18 protein-coding genes are annotated in these 18159 nt (G+C 65.8%); 11 read left to right on the forward strand and 7 right to left on the reverse strand.

Annotated features, from left to right (window positions below):
• Positions 1 to 340: 340 nt before the first annotated feature.
• Entirely contained in the window at positions 341 to 526 is a 186-nt protein-coding gene (locus tag ACWD68_RS34085; protein ID WP_451810320.1) for a hypothetical protein, read from the reverse strand.
• 790 nt (positions 527 to 1316) lie between these two features.
• On the opposite strand from ACWD68_RS34085, the gene dacB reads away from it, so the two are divergent.
• Positions 1317 to 2852 carry a D-alanyl-D-alanine carboxypeptidase/D-alanyl-D-alanine endopeptidase gene (gene dacB, locus ACWD68_RS34090; protein WP_451810321.1) on the forward strand — a complete coding sequence of 512 codons (1536 nt, stop codon included), beginning with the start codon at positions 1317 to 1319 and terminating at the stop codon, positions 2850 to 2852.
• A gap of 502 nt (positions 2853 to 3354) precedes the next feature.
• Here dacB and ACWD68_RS34095 read toward each other — a convergent pair.
• On the reverse strand, positions 3355 to 3939 hold the full coding sequence (locus tag ACWD68_RS34095) for a dihydrofolate reductase family protein (RefSeq protein ID WP_451810322.1): 585 nt from the start codon (positions 3937 to 3939) through the stop codon (positions 3355 to 3357).
• Positions 3940 to 4098: 159 nt separating this feature from the next.
• Here ACWD68_RS34095 and ACWD68_RS34100 point away from each other — a divergent pair, with 159 nt between their 5' ends.
• Positions 4099 to 5109 carry a sigma-70 family RNA polymerase sigma factor gene (locus ACWD68_RS34100; protein WP_451810323.1) on the forward strand — a complete coding sequence of 337 codons (1011 nt, stop codon included), beginning with the start codon at positions 4099 to 4101 and terminating at the stop codon, positions 5107 to 5109.
• Positions 5110 to 5236: 127 nt separating this feature from the next.
• Here ACWD68_RS34100 and ACWD68_RS34105 read toward each other — a convergent pair whose 3' ends face one another.
• Both ACWD68_RS34105 and ACWD68_RS34110 read right to left on the reverse strand, forming a co-directional pair.
• The gene (locus ACWD68_RS34105) at positions 5237 to 5572 is read right to left on the reverse strand and encodes a hypothetical protein (RefSeq protein ID WP_451810324.1); all 336 of its coding nucleotides are present in this window, start codon (positions 5570 to 5572) and stop codon (positions 5237 to 5239) included.
• A 128-nt stretch (positions 5573 to 5700) separates the two neighbouring features.
• Positions 5701 to 5913, reverse strand: a complete 213-nt coding sequence (locus tag ACWD68_RS34110) for a hypothetical protein (RefSeq protein WP_451810325.1) — start codon at positions 5911 to 5913, stop codon at positions 5701 to 5703.
• 136 nt (positions 5914 to 6049) lie between these two features.
• On the opposite strand from ACWD68_RS34110, the gene ACWD68_RS34115 reads away from it, so the two are divergent.
• The 7 genes from ACWD68_RS34115 to ACWD68_RS34145 all read left to right on the forward strand — a co-directional run bounded on the left by ACWD68_RS34115 (position 6050) and on the right by ACWD68_RS34145 (position 12865).
• Positions 6050 to 6256, forward strand: coding sequence for a hypothetical protein (locus ACWD68_RS34115; protein WP_451810326.1), 207 nt, complete (start codon positions 6050 to 6052; stop codon positions 6254 to 6256).
• Positions 6257 to 7136: 880 nt separating this feature from the next.
• Positions 7137 to 7619, forward strand: a complete 483-nt coding sequence (locus ACWD68_RS34120; RefSeq protein ID WP_451810327.1) for a YncE family protein — start codon at positions 7137 to 7139, stop codon at positions 7617 to 7619.
• A 397-nt stretch (positions 7620 to 8016) separates the two neighbouring features.
• The gene (locus ACWD68_RS34125) at positions 8017 to 9945 is read left to right on the forward strand and encodes a S41 family peptidase (RefSeq protein ID WP_451810328.1); all 1929 of its coding nucleotides are present in this window, start codon (positions 8017 to 8019) and stop codon (positions 9943 to 9945) included.
• Between the two features lie 156 nt (positions 9946 to 10101).
• Complete coding sequence (locus ACWD68_RS34130; RefSeq protein ID WP_451810329.1) at positions 10102 to 10296, forward strand: hypothetical protein; 195 nt, start codon at positions 10102 to 10104, stop codon at positions 10294 to 10296.
• Positions 10297 to 10445: 149 nt separating this feature from the next.
• Positions 10446 to 10640: a hypothetical protein gene (locus ACWD68_RS34135; protein WP_451810330.1), complete on the forward strand. Its 195-nt coding sequence runs from the start codon at positions 10446 to 10448 to the stop codon at positions 10638 to 10640.
• Positions 10622 to 11689 (forward strand): radical SAM protein, encoded by a 1068-nt coding sequence (locus tag ACWD68_RS34140; protein WP_451810331.1) that lies wholly within the window; start codon positions 10622 to 10624, stop codon positions 11687 to 11689. The genes ACWD68_RS34135 and ACWD68_RS34140 overlap by 19 nt, the downstream gene beginning before the upstream one ends.
• Before the next feature lie 6 nt (positions 11690 to 11695).
• On the forward strand, positions 11696 to 12865 hold the full coding sequence (locus ACWD68_RS34145; protein WP_451810332.1) for a hypothetical protein: 1170 nt from the start codon (positions 11696 to 11698) through the stop codon (positions 12863 to 12865).
• Between the two features lie 799 nt (positions 12866 to 13664).
• Here ACWD68_RS34145 and ACWD68_RS34150 read toward each other — a convergent pair.
• On the reverse strand, positions 13665 to 14324 hold the full coding sequence (locus tag ACWD68_RS34150) for a hypothetical protein (RefSeq protein WP_451810333.1): 660 nt from the start codon (positions 14322 to 14324) through the stop codon (positions 13665 to 13667).
• A gap of 163 nt (positions 14325 to 14487) precedes the next feature.
• Here ACWD68_RS34150 and ACWD68_RS34155 point away from each other — a divergent pair, with 163 nt between their 5' ends.
• Positions 14488 to 15126, forward strand: a complete 639-nt coding sequence (locus ACWD68_RS34155; protein ID WP_451810334.1) for a hypothetical protein — start codon at positions 14488 to 14490, stop codon at positions 15124 to 15126.
• Between the two features lie 401 nt (positions 15127 to 15527).
• Here ACWD68_RS34155 and ACWD68_RS34160 read toward each other — a convergent pair whose 3' ends face one another.
• Positions 15528 to 15989: a GNAT family N-acetyltransferase gene (locus ACWD68_RS34160; RefSeq protein ID WP_451810335.1), complete on the reverse strand. Its 462-nt coding sequence runs from the start codon at positions 15987 to 15989 to the stop codon at positions 15528 to 15530.
• A gap of 381 nt (positions 15990 to 16370) precedes the next feature.
• On the reverse strand, positions 16371 to 17144 hold the full coding sequence (locus tag ACWD68_RS34165) for an AfsR/SARP family transcriptional regulator (protein ID WP_451810336.1): 774 nt from the start codon (positions 17142 to 17144) through the stop codon (positions 16371 to 16373).
• Between the two features lie 404 nt (positions 17145 to 17548).
• Between ACWD68_RS34165 and ACWD68_RS34170 the strand changes: the two genes are divergently transcribed.
• Positions 17549 to 18130 (forward strand): DUF4255 domain-containing protein, encoded by a 582-nt coding sequence (locus ACWD68_RS34170; protein ID WP_451810337.1) that lies wholly within the window; start codon positions 17549 to 17551, stop codon positions 18128 to 18130.
• The last annotated feature ends 29 nt before the right edge of the window (positions 18131 to 18159 follow it).

The following is an 18159-nucleotide window of genomic DNA, read 5'->3' on the forward strand; positions in this document are numbered from 1 at the left end:
ACCAGAAACGTCCCGACTGAGTCCAACAGTGCAGACCCGTCCTCCGGTGCAGGTCACCCCTACCTTGAAAAACGATTCCTCCCGGGCCTGAAGGCCCGGAGTTCCTCGCTAGATCCCGCTGAACCGCACAACGGACGTCCGAAGTGCACGCCTCTGTCAAAGACTGCGGGCCGGTGAATGACACCACCGGCCCGTTCCGCGCACCCGTCGGCCGGTTGAGGACCTGCCATCCCCGCCGCGTTCAAGGTGCGGGTGCCAGGGTCCATTTTTCAAGGATCATCGAGTTGTGGATCATGGTGGGGTGATACGCCGCCATCAACTCACCAATCAGGAGCGGGGGTTACTCGCTCGACTCATACCCCGGACAGCTACGGCACTGCCGCGCGTGGAGGATCAGCCGGCCGCCAACGGCCATGGTCCACAAGATTGTCGGCTGCAGGTCGATGACCGGGGTGCCGGAGGCCGCGTCGAGGCCCAGCACCGTCAGTTCGCGGCCGTGGACGGATTCGATGGCACAGCACGTCACCCCGATGCGGTTGGGTCTGCGGGGGCCGCGGCCGGCGAGGACACCGACGGGCGGGAGGTCGGAGCGGCCGCGCTACGGGCGGGGTTCGCGGTAGTCGTCGTATTCCGGGAACTGGTCGAAGATGAAGAGGATCTCCACGTGGGAGCCCTCCAGATCCTGGAGGCGCGCCTCGCCGAAGCGTTTCCCGACCGTGGCCGGCGCCGCCGCAACAGCAGCGGTTCGCTGAGCAGTCCCATGCTGATCTTCCCCCCTGTTCAAAGCGGCCGGAGGGTCTGTAGGCGACCCGCGTGAGCCAGTGCCCGTGGAAGAGCCGTCTTGTTCTTTAACGGCACCATCGTCGAGACCGGCACCGAGTCCTACCGTCGATCAACGACAAGAGGCGGGCAGATCAGAGGACCCGCGGCCCGGACCCGTGGGAGCCGCGGCAGGTCAGCCGTTCGAAGGCGAGCCCGGCGGCAATCACACAGGGCCAGGCCCACCCGCAGCCTTGCGCAACACCCTTGGGTCTGTCGCACACGTGGCTCACTTCGTACGGACTCCCGGCGCCCCCGGCCTCGGCGATCGACCGACCGGATGAAGTTGTCCCACGCGCTGTCGGCACGGCGCCGAGCAGCGGAACGTGCGCGGTTCGTGTTCTTACGATGCCGCCAGGAGCGCCCCGGCGAGTAGGGCCCGTGCGAGTCGGCCCCGTGCGATGCGGGTTTCTTCGACTCGGCTCCTTCGACTCCAGAAACGGCGGAATGCATGAGACCGATGATCTGTGGCCGGCTGCGGACCTGGTCCGCTGCTGGTGCGACACTCGTGGGCGGGGGCGGCAGCCGCCGGCCCCCCGGCGGCTGCGCACGACGACGACCTCGGGCCCGCCATCGAGGCGATCATGCACAAGCCCGAATACAAGCACGCGCAGTGGGCCGTGCTGGAGACGGACCCGGAGAGCGGCCGGGTGATCCACTCCCGGTTCGCGAACCAGTTCTTCGTCCCCGGTTCGACGGTCAAGCTGGTCACCATCTCGACTGCCTGGCACACCCTCGGCCCCAACCACCGCTTCACCACTCCCGTGATGGCGACCGGCACCCGCTCCGGGTCGACGTTGCACGGGAACCTGGCGCTGGTCGCCCAGGGCGACCTGACCATGGGCGGGCGCACCAAGCCCGACGGCTCGGTGGACTACACCGACATCGACCACACCGAGGCCGAACTCCCCGGCTCGACCCTCACCCCTGAGAACCCGCTCGCCGGCATCAACCAGATCGCCCGGCAGATCCGCGACTCCGGCATCACCAGGGTCGACGGCAACGTCATCATCGATCCCCGCATCTTCAACCTCCCGGCGCTGAACCCGCAGCCCACCCCGCTCATCCTCAACGACAACCTGATCGACCTCCTGACGACCCCGACCAGGCCCGGGCAGCCGGCGAAGCTGTCGTGGCGTCCGCAGGTCGCGCCGTACCACGTCACCTCCACCGTCCGGACGGTCTCCAGCGGTGGGACCACCTCCGTCAACGTGGCCACCTCGCCCGACGGCACCCAGATCCACCTCTCCGGCACCATCGCGGCCGGTTCGCAGCCACTGCTGCGGGTCTCCAACATCCAGGACCCGAACGCCTTCGGCCGCACCGCGCTGATCGAGGCCCTCGCCCGCGCCGGCGTCACCGTCACCGCGCCGCCCACCGGCGCCAACCCCCAGAGCCAGCTGCCGGCTTCCTACCGCAACGACGACCGCGTCGCCGCGTACGTCTCCCCGCCCTACAGCCAGTACGCCAAGCTGATCCTCAAGGTCAGCCACAACCTCGGCGCCAACCTGGCCCTGTGCAACATGGCCGTCGCACGAGGCAGCAAGAACTGCTTCGACGCGTTCCCGATCGAGCACGATTTCCTCACCCACGTCGCGCACGTCGACCCCACCCAGTTCCAGCTCTCCGACGGGCGCGGCGGCACACCGCCCGAGCGGGTCACCCCGAGCGGCCTCGTCGAGCTCCTCACCTACTGGCTGCACACCCCCGACGCCAAGGCCTTCCGGAAGCTGCTCCCGATCCTCGGCGTCGACGGCTCGAACGGGATCTCCTGCACCACGAACTGCCCGGCCAAGGGCAAGGTCTTCGCCAAGCCCGGCACCATTCTCGGTGACGACCAGCTGAACCAGCAGATCGCGGCCACCGCCCAGAACGAAGCCGGCTACCTGCAGACCGACGACGGCCGCCTGCTGACCTTCTTCGTCGGCGTCAACGGCGCCGCCACCGCGAACCTCGACAGCTTCCTCAGCATCTTCAACGACGTCAACCAGATCACCGCCCTCCTCCAGGAGCAGGCCTCGGCACACAAATAGCGCGCCGCCGAAAACCGCCGCACCACCGCCCGGAGTACCAGGGTCCGGTTCGAAAACGAGGCGACCCCTGTGTGCTGTGCACACTCCGGCGGTCGGTGCGGCGCCCAGACGGCGGGGCGCCGGCCCCCGCCGGGCAGTACAGCCGGCGCGCGAGTCGACCGCCGGCGGCGTGGGATCCCCTGCACGCCATGCCGCCGGGCTCCTTTGCACTGGAGCCGCGCCCGCACCGTGTGAGGCGTGTACACGGCTGCGATGACCACTGCCGACGCCGTTTCGTCTCCGCGCGGCGCCTGGCACGGCGCCGTTCTCGCCACGGCCGAGGACGGCTCAACCACCTTGGACACCAAGGTGGTTGACTTCACCGTTGGCTGACCGGGCTCCCGGGAGGCAGGAGTGCCTTCCCGGCAGACCTTAAGCCTGGCCGTTGGCTCCTCGGCTCCTTGGCGGCTTGGGCGATGACGGCGGCCACGAGGCTCTTGGTGATCTCTCGGCCGCCTGGCCGCTAGGCGTTGTGGACGAACGTATAGGTGAGGAAGGCCAGACCGTCCCCGATGGTCCTGGCTTCGACCAGGCGCATGGGCTTCTTGCCGCCCGCCTCGCCGAAGAACCGTTCGCCGGACCCGAGCACGACGGGGAAGACGGCCAGCCGCACCTCGTCGACGAGGTCGTGCTCGATCAGCGTACGGCCGAGCCGATAGCTGGCAGGGATGACGATCTCTCCCTCCAGCTCCTGCTTCAGCTTCGAGACCTCGCTCACCGCGTCGCCCGTCAGGACTGTCGAGTTGTTCCAGTCGGGTTCTTCGAGGGTGGAGGAGACGACGTACTTGGGCATGCTGTTCAACCGGTCCGCAAGCTCGCCGCTCCGGGGCCGCCACCGGACCCCGAAGAACTCATAGCTTCTGCGCCCCAGCAGCCACGCCTCGGCGCGCAGCGCCTCCTCGAGCGCGACCTTGTTCCACTCAGCGAGATCCTCGCCCCCGAACCGGGTGAACCAGCCGCCCAGCTCGAAGCCCTCCGCACCGTCCGGGTCCTGGACCACTCCATCGAGCGAGACGTTCTGCGGCCCGCTCATCACGATCTTTCCCATGACGATCCTCCTTCGCGCCGGCGTTGTTCGTCGGCTACGCAGGTACAGGCGCCGCGGCGCCGGGAAACTGGGCGCCGGCAGATCGCCCAGTTCTCCTCCCTGCCGGCGCCTGTACAGGATGGAAGTGCGACACGGCGCGGGAAGAAGGTGACGGTGAGGATGGCGGCAGCCGATCTGGTCGAAAGGGCGCGGGCCGGGGACGGCGATGCGTTCCGGGAGCTGACCGAGCCGTACCTTCGAGAGCTGCAGGTGCACTGCTATCGCATGCTCGGATCCCTGGAGGACGCCGAGGACGCCCTCCAGAACACGCTGCTGTCCGCCTGGCAAAGCCTCGGCGGGTTCCAGGGACGTGCCTCGCTGCGCACCTGGCTCTACCGGATCGCGACCCATCGGTGTCTCGACGCGCGCCGCGCGGCCGGCCGGCGCCCGGCCAAGGAGTGGGATGTGCCAGGGGTCGAACCGCCCGAGCCGACCCGGCTCGGCGAGATCGTATGGCTGCAGCCGTTTCCCGGTGCCCTCCTGGAGGGCGCGGTGGAGGTGCCGCTCGGCCCGGAGGCCCGCTACGAGCAGACGGAATCCCTCTCTCTGGCCTTCGTGACCGCCCTGCAGGTCCTGCCGCCCCGCCAGCTCGCCGTCCTCGTCCTGCGCGATGTCCTGGGGTTCAAGGCGAGCGAAGTGGCCGGCATGCTGGACTCGACCGTCGCATCGGTCAACAGCGCCCTCAAACGAGCACGCGCCGGCCTGCAGCGCCACCGGCCGCCGGCCGCCGGTCACCAGCCGCCTCCCGCCGCCGGCTCACCCGCCGAGGACGCGATCGTGGCGAGGTTCGTCCATGCGTGGGAGTCCGCCGACCTCGATGCGCTGGTGGCTCTCCTGACCGACGACGTCTTCATGTCGATGCCGCCGATGCCTTTCGAATACCAGGGCCGGGACGTCGTGGCCCGCTTCTGCGCCGGCCTGTTCGACGCCGGCCGCAGGTTCGACCTCGTCCCGTCGCGTGCCAACGGCCAGCCGGCGTTCGGGGCCTACCTGCGCACCCCCAACGGCATCAGCCACGGGGTCGGCCTGTACGTCCTCATGCTCACCGGTGACCGGATCTGCGCCATGACCCGATTCGACAACAGCGTGCTCCCATGGTTCGGGCTGCCCCGATCACTCCCGAGCCGATAGCCGGACGAGAGGGGGCCGCGGGGGCTGCCGTACCCCACCCGGCGGGTTGCGCGAGCGCGACGGCCGCCGGGGCGACGACGTACGTCGAGCCGGTGAAGGCCGCACTCACCGGGATGACCGGCCTTGGTCACGACAGGGTGCCCAGGCGGGCGGCAGGGAAGGACAGTCCAGCGGGACGCATCGACTGCTTGATGTCACCAGCGAAGATCGCGGTCCCTGACTCGAAGGACGGCCTGACCTCGATCTGGATGTAGCTCTCGTTCCTCGGCAGTTCGCAGCCGAATTCGGCAGTGATGGAGCGACCGGCGCGAACGTGCGTCGAGGGTGTCCCGTCGAGACCTGCTGCACTGTCGAAGATCTCGTGGCCTTCCCTGCCCGCCGATCCGTACTGGCACTGCACGGACAGCAGGCTCGCGTCCATGATCTGGCTACCGCCGTTGGCCACAGTGATGCTGAAACGCACGGACGGCGTGCTGTGTGGTGACGCCGTGCCGCTGGACACAGCGCGCGAGAACGCGGAAAGCGACACATGGGCGCCGTTCCCGTACGTCGCCGTGCCGGTCAACTCGAGGGTGCTGTCGCTCGCTCGGTTCAGTCGCAGTGTCCGTGGCCGGTGAAGAGGGTGCCGTCGACTGCGCCGGAGCCGGTGGGGCCGTGACGGTCACGGTGGCTGATGCTCGCGTCGGCATGCTGTTGCCGCAGGAAGTGAGCACCCAGCCGTGCCGCGAGCGGAGAGGGCAGAGCGCCATCCACCGACCCGGAACTCAGCCCGTAACGGCCGCCGACCACGAGCGCGACCGCCATGCCTGCCGACCCTTTCCACCGCGCTCCGGGACAGCCGACGGCCGGTGCTGAACTGGAGGCGTGCCGCACGGCCCCGTACACTCGGCGGCTGCCTCCGTGTCCGACGCGAGGCGCCGACAGGAAGGACGCGTCGTTCGTGTTCCAGGAAGCCCCGATCTACAGACAGCTCGTCGCGGAGCGCGGTGATGTGCCGGCGCAGGTGCGCGGTGAGGCCGAGCGGATCGGCAGGGACCTTGAGCGGGTGATGCTGCCCTTGCAGGTTTCCGCTTCTCCCTCGCCCGAGCACGTATGGCCCAGCGCGCCTGCCGGCCTCGCGCTCCCGGCCGGTGCGCAGCCGAGCTGACCGGCACCCGGGGATCGTGCGTCCGGCGGATGGTCGCCGTGTAAAGGTCGGGCCGGGCTCGCCCACGACATCGGCGGAGCCGGATGCCCCCTGAGCTTCCTCGCGCCGGGGGACGGATAGGGCACGTGGACGCAGGTGAGTCCGTCACTTCCCCCGTGGTGGCGGACCCGCCTTTCTGTGTGGCCGAAGGCGTCGGTTTCGGTGAGGCGGCCTCCTCGACAGGCCAAGCTCTCGATCGGACGAGTTGTCAGTGGCAACGCTTACCGCCGCGTGCCTGGCCAGTTCGCCGAACTCCCGTGACAGCGTTACGGGTGTTGGAGGCCCGCTGGCACGCTGCTGTCGTCCTCTGGGGCGGCACAGGCCACTTCGATGAGGGGGCGGAGCGGCACCGGGACGCCAGCCTGGCCATCTACCTGGGCGGACTACATTTCACGCCTGGACCAACCGGCAGGCAGCAGCCGGTTATTACGACACCACCCTCGCCCGGCTCACCGACGACTCTCCCGACGGCTGGTTGGCCGAAGCACCCGGCTGCGAGCGCCGGCTGTCGGCAGGACCGCCGACGGCGGGCGGCCGATCATCTTCATGTGAAGGCCGGCCCGTCGGACAGGAATCCCTGAGTGGACAACAACGGGTCGCGATGAACAGCGCTTACGTACAGTTCAATCCCGGCCCGATAAGGGTTCCCTGCAGGTCAGTGGTCAAGTCGGCTGACATCAAAGTCGCTTGAGTGATCGTCAAAACAGGGGCATGCGATTTCCGGTACAGGCTCCTTGACTCCAGTGGCGAAACAGTTTTGGATCCTTCAGTCTTGACTATGTGGCGTCCGCCCGTTCTGAGTCGGAGCCGCGCCGTTTCTAAGAGGACTTCCATCGCTTGGATGGCGCAACTGATCGATTACTCGAGAACGTCCCGGTCCGGCGTTGTCAGCGGATTCGGACGCGCACCCTATGGCGTCTACGTGGGATCGAAAGGGCATGTCTATCTTGCTCTGGGGTTGGAGGACACCATTCTGGTCACGGACGCGTTCGCCAAGTCGGAGCACGCGACGATTACAGGCGTGGAGTTCCCCGTCGGTGTGGCAGTCAACAGCGACGAATCACGTCTCTACGCGAGCTGCTATTTCGACAAGTCCATAGCTGTCGTCGACCTGAGCGGCCCCGCCGTGGTCGGAAAGATAGCCGTTGACCTCGGGCCGTACGGAGTGGCGCTGAGTGCGGACGGCTCCGCGCTTTACGCCGCACATTTCCCCTACAACACGGTGTCGGTGATCGATGTGGAGCGCGGGGCGGTGACCGACAAGATCCCGGTCGCCAAGCCGCGTGGCGTTGCCCTGAGTCGCGCCGGAGACCGCCTGACGTGACCAACTTCTTCGGCGAAACCGTGTCAGAGTTCGTCGTATGAACATCGCAGTCGCGGGCAGATCAGAGTGCAGGCGATACGGCGAAGGCCAGGAAGTGGCCGACAGCATCAGATGAGCCAGGAATGGTTGCTTTCGATGGTCGATGCATCCCGATGTGGCTTCGTAGCCATCCAGCGATCCTCACGTTAGCGCCCCGACTCAAGGACGCAAGGGCCGATGCATCGACCCTCGCGGGCAGCTGTTCCGACGGCGGGCCCTTTGCCTGTGTTCTCTGAACGGCGTACCGGCGTTTGAGCGAACCGCCGCTGCGATGACGTGTCCGCGGGAGCTTGTGGCCGAACACCGGGAGAAGGTCGTAGTGCCCCGACGGCCATCACGGGCATCACAAGGAGGCAGCATGGAGCTTTCCTATTCGGATACCGTCCCCGCCTTCATCGCGAACGCCGATGAAGCGGTCCGAGAGCATCTCTCAGGTGCGACGAACCTTGAGATGTTTCTGAGGGAAGCGGGCGGCCTCAGCCTGGACGAACGCATGCTTCTCGTGGACCAGGCCCTCGTCCTCTTCGAGCAGAACTATGTGCACCTGCCATTAAAGATGGCGATGTATGCCGTGAACCCAGTTCAGCGTCTGCGCGTGATGCGTCGACGGCTGGAGCGGCAGACCTCTGAGAGTATGACCCCGGAGTGGGTCTTTCACGCTGAACTGTCGGAGATCTTCCATTCCGTCAGAGACCTGCACACCAACTACCTGCTTCCTGAGCCCTTCGCCGGAAAGATCGCATTTCTTCCCTTCTTGGTCGAGGAGTGCGGCGACGAGCAGGGCTCCCATTTCCTTGTGACGCACATCGTCCAGGATTTCTCCGTGCCCGGCTTCAAGCCTGGCGTAGAGGTCACCCATTGGAGCGGAATTCCAATCAGTCGGGCCGTCGACCTCAATGCCGCGCGCTTCGCCGGTGGCAACCCGGCCGCGCGCCGCAGCCGGGGTGTGCAGTCACTCACCGTACGTCCGCTGGTGATGCACCTTCCGCCGTTCGAGGAATGGGTGGTTGTCAACTACAGGGACGTCGACGGGATCGACCGGGAGTTGCGTGAGAGCTGGCGAGTCGCGGAAAATCTGCCGCCCTTCGTCGACGCTGAAACGGTCAGTGCCACCGCACTCAGCCAGGGACTGGACCTCGACACGGACGAGACCGGCCGGGCCAAGATCATGCTGTTCGTCCCTCATGTTGTTCGGCAGGAAAGGGCTGCCATGGAAGGGGAGCGCTCCAAGGCGGAAGCGACCGAGATCGCGACCAGCATGCCAACAGTCTTCAGAGTGCGCACGATCCAAACTCCGTCCGGGATCTTCGGGCACATCCGCATCTTCACCTTCAACGTGGACGATCCCGAGGGCTTCCTTCAGGAATTCGTCCAGCTTCTTGGCCTGGTGCCCCAAAACGGGCTCATCCTCGACGTCCGTGACAACGGCGGCGGGCACGTCCGCGCCTCGGAACTCGCGCTCCAGGCGCTGACCCCTCGCCGGATCGTGCCGGAGCCAGTCGAGTTCCTCAACACCGCACTCAACCTGCGTCTGTGTCGGCGCCACCCCAAACTCGCCGCCTGGGTGCCCTCGATGGAACAGGCAGTCGAGACCGGGGCGACCTTCTCCAGGGCCATCCCGCTCACCCCCGAGGACAGCGCCAACGCCATCGGCCAGCAGTACTTCGGGCCGGTGGTCCTCATCACCAACGCGCGTTGCTACTCCGCGACCGACATCTTCGCCGCAGGATTCCAGGACCACCGGATCGGCACGGTTCTCGGAGCCGACGAGAACACCGGTGCCGGCGGAGCCAATGTCTGGACCCACAGCGTACTCAGCTCACTCCTGGCGGAAGAGGCGGCGACGCCCTACGCCGCGCTGCCGCAGGGGGCCGGCATGCGCGTGGCAATGCGCCGAACGCTGAGGGTCGGGAACCAGTCCGGTACTCCGTTGGAGGATCTGGGTGTCCTCCCCGACGTGCTACATCGCATGACCCGCAGGGATCTCCTCGAACACAACGCAGACCTCCTGGCCCGGGCCGGTGAACTGCTCAGCGCCCGGCTGACGCACAGCATCACCGTCCTCGACGCCTCACGGGGCAACGGCACCCTCCACCTCAAGGTGGCGGTGAGTCATGTGGACCGGCTGGACGTCTTCGTCGACGGTCGCCCCCGCATGTCGATCGACCCCGTCGACGGCCAGACCGACATCACAGTGCCGCACCCCGCGAGCGGGGGGTCGGTTCGAATGGACGGATTCGCCTCGGGGGAACTTGTGGCAAGCCGTACGCTCGCCGATTCGCCGTAACGGCGAAAGAAGCCAAGGTCTCGACTGCCAGGGCGAACGCGTCGACAGCGCGCCGCAAAGGGGGGGCACCTGAATGGGCTATTCCGTGCGGCCGCTCCGTCCGAGTTCTGCATATGCTGGCTGCAAAGTCCATCAGCATCTATCGAGGAGTGAAACATGGACGAGCGTGCCGCGAAGATACTGAGCAGCCTCAAGCCCTCTGACATCGAAGTCGACGCCGAAGGCCGGGTCACACTCAACAACGCCAGGATCGCTGAAGCGATCAAGGATATGGCTGCCGAAGATCCGGATGAGCTGGCCGATTTCAACATCGGCTGCACCACCAATACCAAATGCGGAAAGGCGAAGTGATCGCTGGGAGTGGAGTCGATCCAGGACAGACGGCGACGCCCTACGCCGCGCTGCCGCAGGGGCCGGCATGCACGTGGCAATGCGGCCGTTCCATTCGAGTTGTGCATATGCTGGCTGCAAAGTTCATCAGCTCTATCGAGGAGTGAAACATGTCCGAGCGTGCCGCGAAGATCCTGAGCAGCCTCAAGCCCTCTGACATCGAAGTCGACGCCGAAGGCCGGGTCACACTCAACAACGCCAGGATCGCTGAAGCGATCAAGGATATGGCTGCCGAAGATCCGGATGAGCTGGCCGATTTCAACCTTTTCTGCACCACCAATACCGGATGCGGAAAGAAGAAGTGACTGCTGCGAGTGGGGGCGATCCAGAAAAGGACATGCGGTCCGCATTCGATGATGAATGCGTGAGGTCCTTTCGTGACGACAGCCTCAGGCTGATCATTCTCCCCACGGAGCAGTGCAACTTTCGGTGCACCTACTGCTACGAGGACTTCTCTGTCGGACGCATGGGCCCTGATGTGGTCCAGGGCGTCAAGCGACTGCTCGACAGACGCCTCAATGACCTCAAGGTCCTGCAGGTCTCCTGGTTCGGCGGTGAACCACTGCTTGCTGTGAGCGTCATCGAGGAGATCTCCGGCCATGCCGTGGCCGCGACCCGAGGAACTGCAACCCGGTACATCGGGGACATGACAACCAATGGCTACCTGCTTGACGCCCGGATGGTGGACCGACTGCTGTTACTGGGCATTCGGTCCTTTCAGATCTCACTGGACGGTCCGCAGCACTTGCATGATCGGTCGCGAGTCCGCGGGGACGGCCGGGGGACATTCGATCGTCTATGGGGGAACCTCCTGGCCATCCGTGACGGCGAAGCACCTGTCAATGTCGTCCTGCGGATCCACCTCACACCCGAAAACCTTGCCGCCATGCCGGAGTTCCTCGTTCGGATTCGTGACACGTTCCTCACGGACGACCGTTTCTCCGTGCAACTCAAGCCCGTCGAACACCTAGGCGGCGCCAACGATGCCGCCATTGACGTGCTGGACGCCGACGACCGGGTTCGAAACCTGTCTCGACTGCGCATGATCACCGGAGCGGACGAGGGCGAGCAGACCAGTCCATATGTCTGCTACGCAGCCAAACCCAACGCTTTTGTGATTCGCGCAAACGGAACGGTCGGTAAATGCACGGTCTCATTGAACGATCCTGCCAACAACCTCGGCCGTCTGGCGCCGGATGGCTCGCTCCTGATCGACAATGAACGCCTACGGCCGTGGCTGAGGGGATGGGAGAACGGCGACTGGGATTCACTTGGATGCCCAGCCGACGGCTTTACCCTGGGAGAGCCTCCTCTGCTCCAAATCGGGCTCCCTTCCCACCACCCTGCCGGGTAGAGCGCAATGGATTCCTCCCCGGCCACAGCGGCCCGCTTGGTGTCCAGAGATTACCTGGTCGATCAGGAACGTCTGCTACGGCCGGCCCTGGACGATTGGGCCACCGATTTGGCGCGCGAACTGGAAACTGCGCGGTCGACACTCTCTCCGACGGGTGACAAGGCGCTGCACGACACATCCGTCTGCATGAACCAGGCCAGCTTCGTGGTGGCATCCGCGGGCGGCCTGGAAGCGGCGTCCCGCATGTGTGAGTCGCAACTCAACTGGGTGGCTCACCACTCGAAGACCAATGAAGATCCTGCGCTCCTCAACCTCGCCGTACAGCCCTGGGTCAATATCGGCAGACTCCGAGCTCTGCGCGGCGACGCGCGCGGCGCCGTGCCTCACTTCCGTCTCGCAGAGGACTACCGCGTGCGAAGGAAGGCCGATCTGGGCCCGTGCTCCCTACCCGCTGAGGCATGGCCGGCCATGGTGGAGGCCGAACCACTGCTTCCCGGCGTCCTGTGGAACGTCTACGTCATCGAGTCGATGAAGGCTCATCTGATGGCGAGCGATCCGGCGAGTGTGCTGGGAATCGGTGCCCATCTACGTGAGGTTTGCCCCGAACGGACACACGTGTTCATCTCGGAGGGCGAAGTGTTGGCACTCCTGCGCAGCGGCCAAGTGGAGCAAGCCGTGGCGCGGGCTGCCGATGAACGGCCGTCGTCGTTCTACGGCGAGTCAGCCTTTCGAGTCCACCAGTTGACCGGGTTGGTCATGCTGAGCCGAAGGCAGCAGGCGATGGGCATGGCAACAGGTCTCCTTGCCATCCTCTCCCAGACGCGGCCGCGCCCTGCCGATGCTCCCACGCTCATGCGTCAGCTGAGACAGCTCGGTGTCCTGCTGGAAGCACTGCAGATGCCTCGGTACGCCATGGCCGCATATGTGCGCGGCCTGGACACCTGCCGCGACCATGACGATCAACCTCTCAGGTTTCGATTCCTGGCCTCGATGCTGCGTCTCGATCCCACTCACCGCTCCGCCGAAGGGTGGGAACGGGAGCACGCGCATCTGGCCGACCGATGTCTGTACGCGGAGGTGCGCCGCACACTTGCTGCCGAAACGGCGCCACCGAAATCTCCGCCGCTTGCGCGACTGACCGCGGCTGTCAACGCTGTTCTCCACGCGGCGGGGTGAAAGCCAGGGAGCGAGTATTCTGCCCTGCCCTGCCAAGGCCCTCACCGGTGAGGGCGAGACGGTCGCTTTGGGCTCCTGCTGTCGCCTGATTGAGGAAGGCTGCCGACCGACCTGCCGGGCTGGGACGGCCTGCTCAAGCCCCCCGTACAGCGGGTACAGCCCCGCGCCCGGGCCACGACAAGCTCCTGGCGATCCGGACCTGCCAGCGCCGCGCCATTCCCGGGGGAGTGACGCGGCCGCCGGTTTTGGGCTGCGGTATCTGTGGGTCAGGCATCGGGCCGCCGGCGACGGTCGTCGCGGCCGGGAACTCTCGCCGTGCCTGGAACCGTCGAGAGCCCGCCTGTCGGTCAGGCTGGTACCGGACGGTTTCGCCACCAACCCCACACAGTGATCCGGTTCAGTCCCTTGCGCCTTCGCGCGCAGCTCCCGCATTCCGGGATTCGGGCACGCCGGGTGATAGCTGAAATCAGGTCACCCAGTCCGACCACCTGTCGGTGGAGGTGGTTTTGGCTATTATGGCCTGGAATTTGCCGTTCCAGGCTTTCCCATGTCAACGGGAGCCCAGGAAGAGGATCGATTCTCTGCAGGTCGTCTGCACTCAGCAGTCGCACGTCCGGGTGACCGAGCAGTTCCGTGACGACGTCTTCTTCGGCAGTTCCCACATACGCGGATCCGGTTCCGTATACGACGACCGAGTTTCCGATCTCGTATTTCACCGTAGGGGATTCGTTTCTTCCCGAGGGTGGTTCGACGGGTACCACTACCCACTGCACTGTGTTCACCTGCGACTTCCTTCCGGTCAGTTGTCGCAGCACCCGGCTGCCCACTTGCACCACCAACTGCAGTCACATGTGGCGCAGGCGGCGCATTTCACCACGCACACTCCACACCTGCCGGCGAGACAGATGAGGAAGGCGGCCCAGTTCACCTTTGGGCAGGAGAGCGCGGCGCTGAGACACACTCCGCCGCAGTCGCGGCCGAGGCAGCCGGTCAGTGCGTCCCACCAGCCGTCGCGCTCCTCAAGCACGTTTGCCGAGGTGGGAACGAGTTCCACCGCGTCGAGGAGGTCGCCGTTGCGGGCTTCGAGGACGAATGCGTCCACCGTCTTGAAGGTTGTTCCGGGAGCCTCGAGGACGGTCGCGCAAGCAGCCAGTTGCTCTCCACCCGTACCCGTGAAGGTCCTGGTGAAGAAGCTGCTCTTCACGGAAGTCACCTGCTCCCGCGTGGTGATGCCCTCAGGCATGGGGAGCGGGGAGTCCAGCGTGGTCGTGGAGGTGAAGCCGACGGCATCCCCCTCGGGCAGCGGCGCGTTCTGGGCCAGGCGGAGCCGGGCCGGCAGAGCGCTTATGAGGGCGTCCAGGCCGGCCTCGTACCCGGCGAGACGGCGCCACTCTGCCGCGGCCGCATGGGAATTGTGCACCTCGAACGAGCTTTGGGTCACCTGCGGATTCGACGTCATTTGTTCTCCCTTTCGCGTTGCGCCCCCGGAGTGCCTGGTCGGATTTCCCGACTGAAATCCAGAGTGCGTAGGCGCAGTTACGTCTGCAACTCGAAAACTCATCGGCAAATCAGCTTCTTTGACGCCGAAAAGCTTGCAAGCTACGTCGTGCATGATGAGCGCCGTGAAAGAAGAAGGGACAGTTCCAGTAACTGCTCGACTGGCATACGGAACACGAGTCAACCTGCGGGAACTGTTGAATCAGGAACAGGCGCGGCGGACCGTTGTCGCTGCAGATTCCGCGTGGAGCACCGAGCGGCTCAACCGCCGACTCGCCGCCAGCGTGCGAACCTCCTGGCGGCAGCGGCTTGCCGTCATGCGGCGCGAAGGCGAACTGCTCGACACACTTGATGCTTTGGTGGCCTACGGCGTCCGGCAGGAACTGGCGGAACGGGGGTGGGACCGGCAGTGGCCGGACTACCCACCGAGAGCCCGCGCCACAGGACGCTGGCCGGGCTCGAAAGAAGGCGGCTACCCCGAGAAGCTCACCTTCCGACTGCCGGCTTGCCTGGAAGGCCAGGTACGGGCAGCGTGCTGGCATACGTCAGCAGCAGCGATCTGGGAACTGCAGGACTGGCAGGACCGCCATCGGACGGCGCTGCCGAAACGGCGATGGGGCCCTACCGACTGGGAGCACGCCCTCGAGATCTACGACCGTCTGGCCGCCAGGGTCACGACCACAGGAGCCATCTGGCGGGCCGGGGTTCGCAGAGGCATGGAAGCCGCGGCCAGCCTGCACGGAAAGACACCGAGGGTCCTTTGAACTGCGCCCGGACCGACGTACGGCGGCCGACGTCGGCTAGAGCGGGGGCTCGCCGACAGCCGTCCGGCAAGGAGGAGCCGCGGGCACTCCGGGCCTTGCATCAGCAGGTCAGGAACGCCGCCTGCCGGGCATTTCGCCGGCAGCTCGCCAAGAGCTTTTGAGGCACCTCCGGCAGATGGGGCTGAAGGCCAACGAGGCGAGCGCGTCGTGGAGTTCGGTTCGAGCGTTGGTCGCCTGAGCCTGGCAACAGGGTCCGGAGACACACCTCGGGGCGCCCTGACAGCAAAGGCCTGGGCAAACTCCGCTCCGTCGTCGAGCAGACCTTCGCCCTGCTCCACCAGTCCAAGCGCCTGGCCGTCCGCCGGGAACGTCTGATCTGCCGTGCCTGGCAGCGCGGTGGCTCAGGCGAGAGCGATGCGGATGGTTTCCAGTGGTGCACCAAGGAGTTCGGTGGTCTCGACGGGGTGCAGGCCGCAGGCGGTGAAGAAGGCCGTGCGGCCCTCGGCCTCGTGCCGCTCGGGAAACAGCACCAGGCTGCCCCGCAACGCGGCCTGGGCGTCGACAACGAACCGTTGCACCAGCGCGCTGCCGATCTTGTTGCGCCGATGCTGGGAGGAGACCAGCAGGTTCATGATGCGTGCCCGAGGCGGAGGCAATTCCCCGGAGGCGAATACCTCCATGTCGATGAGCGTGCCCTCCAGGAAGCCCACGACCTGCTCATCGAGCACGGCAACGTAGAGCTTCTCGTAGCGACGCGGCTGATCGAGCAAGCTCTGCGCGTGATATCCCATCTCCTCGGCCATGAGGAGGGCGTGCAGACTGCTGACGTGCCCGTCGGTCAACTCGGTGATCTTCACGGTCATGAGGGCCACGGTAGGGGAAGACGAGGGCGGGTCCGTCCCTGAGGCGTTGGCACGTAGATCACGTGGGCGTCATCGAACAACCCAGGGATGGGGAGCAGTTGCGCGGTGGACGTACCTGCCAGAGCCTCCATGGCCAGGGCGATCGCGTCCAGGCCTGCCTCGGCGGCGGCTGTGGGACGGCGACACCGTCCATGACCGGTTTGCAGTGCAGTCTTGGTCGCTGGGATCGTCGCCCGACCGCCGGCTGCCCCCAGAACTGGCTGTCCTTGGGAAACTCGCCTCCGACAGCGGATCACCGTAGTCCCGGCAGTAGTACAGCCGAGCCGTTCCGTCGGCCCCACACATCAGACCACCGAGCCGTACGCACGTCGCGGCCAGCCTTCAAAACCTACTGAGCAAATGGCTCTTCGACTTGCGAAAACGTTCGTCGGGGCGCGGGGCTTGAACCTGCGCCCCCTGACCCGATTCAGCCCGGTCATGGTGGTGTCCCCGCGCGGCGGCCACCGGCACTAGCGACGTCAGTACAGCAGTGGGCTCGACACCGAGCTCAACACTCAGCAGTCGTGAGTAGGCCCGGTACTGCCGCACGGCCTCGGAGACGTTTCCCTCTGCGATGTGAGCCTCGATCAAAACGCGCTGAGCGGTCTCGCGTAGAGGGTCGGCGGCCACGGCGCTCAACCCCGCCTCGATCGCGGACCGATGATCTCGGGCCTCGCTCAGTCTTCGGCACAGCGCCTCGAGTGCGTGCAGACGGATCTGCCGAAACCTCTCCCGTTCGATCACCACCCACTCATCTGGCCAATCCAGCAGTAGGTCGTGGCTCAGGGAATCGGGGAAGCGCTCCACAGGGTGATCGCCGAGATCCAGCAGGCGTGTCCAGTTGACGGACTCGTGAACATCCACGTTCACCGAAGGACACAGATGCAGATGTGAGTCCTCGCCAGCGATCAGACACGACGCACCGCGCCGTGTCTGCCAGAGTGCCGTGCGCAGCGCAGCACATGATCTGGCGTCGGACAGATCGGCCCACAGCCGGGCAGCAACCACGCTGCGGTGTTGCGGCCTCTCGCACAGGGCGAGAAACGCCAGCAATCGTTGAGCTCCGACTGGCAGACGAATCGGTCTGCCGTGATGGGTGAGTTCAAAGTTCGACACCAGGCGAAGGTGAACGCCTGACGTGTTTGAAACGTCTCCGCTGCGGTGGTGGCTCTCAGGCATGCATCCCCACAAGGTTGGGACGCGCCATAGCGGCGCGGGAGATCATTTGCGGACGCTGCGCAGTATCGCTCTATTGATCTCGCGCTCGGTGACGGTCGGTGACGGTCGGCGGGCTCCTGTTCGCTAATTTCACTCGCGTGGCTGAGTCGTGCTGTGCAGGCGGGGTGTTCAGCCGGAGCGACATGTGCTTTGTGTGGTTTGACCAGCACACTCTTCGTGGACGGGCAGTGCACCGTCACCGTCCGTGACGGGTGTGTAAACGGCTGCGCTACGGTGATTGCTACGCATGCGGGCACAACAGTGTGGACATTCACGGGACGCCGCCGGTTCAGCATGGGCACATGGCGGGTTTCAGCGGTGTCAGCGCGGTGAGTAAGAGTCTTGAGCGCCTGCTCAATTTGGCTTTTGCGAGCAAGCAGCCGATCGACCGGGCATTGACGAAGGCTGTCCTCATCCGCACCGACGACCTGGATGTGGCGCAGAGCTCGACGATCCAGTTTCCTGCACTCTCCTTGTTGCTCTACCGCGTCGACTTCGACAAGAGCATGCGAGCCAGCTGGTCGGCGCGCGGTTCGGAGGACGGTTGTTCCTATCTGCCGCTGGACCTGCATTACCTCTTCACGGCGTGGGCGGACAACGCCGAACACGAACAGCTCATCCTGGGCAGGGCCCTGCAGGTGCTGGAGACCATCCCCGTCCTCTCGGGCCCGCTGCTTGACCACTCCGGGGGGTGGGAGCCGGACGAAGGGGTGCAGCTGGTGCTGGAAGACCTGTCCACTGACGACCTCATGCGCACCTTCGAAGCTCTGTCCGTGGACTTCCGGCTTTCCATCCCTTACCTGGCCCGGGTGGTGGTTGTCGCGGGACAGGCGGCATCTCCGTCCCCGGAGACGCTCACAGTGGTCGCCGGAGTGTGCCAGTGACCGGCCCGATGCCTGCCGTGCCAGCCCCT

It is taken from the genome of Streptomyces sp. NPDC005141 (assembly GCF_053599975.1).

Bases quoted from the DNA above. Each gene is read 5' to 3' on its own strand.
- ACWD68_RS34095 (WP_451810322.1), bottom strand. From the start codon at position 3,939: ATGGGAAAGATCGTGATGAGCGGGCCGCAGAACGTCTCGCTCGATGGA.
- ACWD68_RS34100 (WP_451810323.1), top strand. From the start codon at position 4,099: ATGGCGGCAGCCGATCTGGTCGAAAGGGCGCGGGCCGGGGACGGCGAT.
- ACWD68_RS34110 (WP_451810325.1), bottom strand. From the start codon at position 5,913: ATGGCGGTCGCGCTCGTGGTCGGCGGCCGTTACGGGCTGAGTTCCGGG.
- ACWD68_RS34120 (WP_451810327.1), top strand. From the start codon at position 7,137: ATGGCGCAACTGATCGATTACTCGAGAACGTCCCGGTCCGGCGTTGTC.
- ACWD68_RS34125 (WP_451810328.1), top strand. From the start codon at position 8,017: ATGGAGCTTTCCTATTCGGATACCGTCCCCGCCTTCATCGCGAACGCC.
- ACWD68_RS34130 (WP_451810329.1), top strand. From the start codon at position 10,102: ATGGACGAGCGTGCCGCGAAGATACTGAGCAGCCTCAAGCCCTCTGAC.
- ACWD68_RS34135 (WP_451810330.1), top strand. From the start codon at position 10,446: ATGTCCGAGCGTGCCGCGAAGATCCTGAGCAGCCTCAAGCCCTCTGAC.
- ACWD68_RS34140 (WP_451810331.1), top strand. From the start codon at position 10,622: ATGCGGAAAGAAGAAGTGACTGCTGCGAGTGGGGGCGATCCAGAAAAG.
- ACWD68_RS34145 (WP_451810332.1), top strand. From the start codon at position 11,696: ATGGATTCCTCCCCGGCCACAGCGGCCCGCTTGGTGTCCAGAGATTAC.
- ACWD68_RS34150 (WP_451810333.1), bottom strand. From the start codon at position 14,324: ATGACGTCGAATCCGCAGGTGACCCAAAGCTCGTTCGAGGTGCACAAT.
- ACWD68_RS34160 (WP_451810335.1), bottom strand. From the start codon at position 15,989: ATGACCGTGAAGATCACCGAGTTGACCGACGGGCACGTCAGCAGTCTG.
- ACWD68_RS34170 (WP_451810337.1), top strand. From the start codon at position 17,549: ATGGCGGGTTTCAGCGGTGTCAGCGCGGTGAGTAAGAGTCTTGAGCGC.